We start from the raw sequence: 1,478 nt of genomic DNA, 5'->3' as shown, positions 1-1,478 counted from the left end.
GCTGAGAGATTGAGCAGATCGCGATTGGTAAAAGAGAGATTGTCATTGGCGCTGGGGAGTGAGATGCCTCCGTGCACACGACGCACCATGCCTTTATCGCTCAAGTCATTCATATCTTTACGAATGGTTTGCACCGACACATCAAAGCGTTCAGAAAGCAGGGTACTGGAAAGTACCCCGTGGGTTTGCTGCAAATACGCGAGGATCTGTTTTTGTCGAGTGGATAAGCTCACTGCCAGCCTCATTGCTGCTGTCTCTGTTGCTGACGCGCATCGACGGATGGAGATTGAGCCGAGAGTGGAATGCGTTTTTCTTGTTCATCAAAGAGATGCAACTGTTCTATGCGTACCCAAATTGGTAGATTTTCACCGATGGTCAGCGGCATTTCTGCGGTAACCGCAATAAAATCGTCCTCACCATACTCACCTTTAATTTTGCCATGCACCAATTGATTTGGTCCCAAGGGTTCAACCACTTGAATGTTGAGACTCAGCTCGATGGCATCATCGATGGGGTGTAGTGAGGCGTGCTCGGGCGATGCCACGTGAGTGTGTTGCAGTTTAAGTCGGCATCGTATGGCACTGGCCACTGTTTTCCCGCCAATTGCAGTTTCCCATTACTGATTGAGGCAGTTAGGAAGTTCATCGCAGGGCTACCAATGAAACTGGCGACAAATGTGCTAGCAGGTTGGTGATACACTTCTGCGGGTGTGCCAATTTGTTCAATTTCACCTTGTTTGAGAACCACGATACGATCGGCAAGGGTCATGGCCTCCACTTGATCATGGGTGACGTAGACGCTAGTGACGCTAAGCTCTCGCTGCAATTTTTTGATTTCCAGACGCATGTGTGCCGCAGCGCAGCATCGAGGTTGGAGAGGGGCTCGTCGAAATAAGAACAGTTGTGGATCGCGAACAATCGCTCGTCCCATCGCCACACGCTGACGTTGGCCACCAGAGAGTTTGGCGGGCTTCGGTCGGAGATACTCTCTATCTTGATGCGTTTGGCGACTTTGGCAATTTTTTCTGCAATGGTGCTTTTGCTGACGCCCCGATTTTCAGTCCATATGCCAAATTGTCGTACACACTCATATGCTGGATAGAGCGCATAGTTTTGGAATCACCATGGCGATATCACGGTTGGCAGGCTTTTCGTTATCGACGCGTCGTCCTGCAAGGTGAATTTCTCCTGAGGTGATCGCTTCTAGTCCCGCGATAGAGCGCAATATTGAGGATTTTCCACACCCTGATGGGCCAACTAAGACAATAAATTCGCCTTGATGGATCGCCAGGTCAACGCCTTTTACCGCTTGGTGGCCATTTTCATACGTTTTTACCAGTTGTTGAATGTCTAACATGATCGGCTCCGCAGAGATTGAGCGGCGAATCGGATGAATATTGGATGTTCTGATTATTTTTCACTTTCTACTAATCCTTTAACAAACCAGCTGTGAGACTGACCACCACAAACAGGCGGCAG

Annotated in this window: 1 protein-coding gene and 1 pseudogene; both read right to left on the bottom strand. The window is 49.2% G+C overall.

Annotation, left to right across the window (positions count from 1 at the left end; all coding sequences use genetic code 11):
* On the bottom strand, window positions 1-245 hold a 245-nt coding region (locus CIK04_RS29860), incomplete at its 3' end, for a DeoR family transcriptional regulator (RefSeq protein WP_142995040.1).
* Window positions 242-1,420 (bottom strand): annotated as a pseudogene (ugpC, locus tag CIK04_RS29855) (sn-glycerol-3-phosphate ABC transporter ATP-binding protein UgpC). The gene CIK04_RS29860 and the pseudogene ugpC, both read right to left, overlap by 4 nt.
* Between the last annotated feature and the right edge of the window lie 58 nt (window positions 1,421-1,478).

This window comes from Vibrio sp. 03_296, assembly GCF_002265885.1.
The sequence above is the reverse complement of the archived record's forward strand: the minus strand, read 5'-3'. Positions and strand labels throughout refer to the sequence as shown.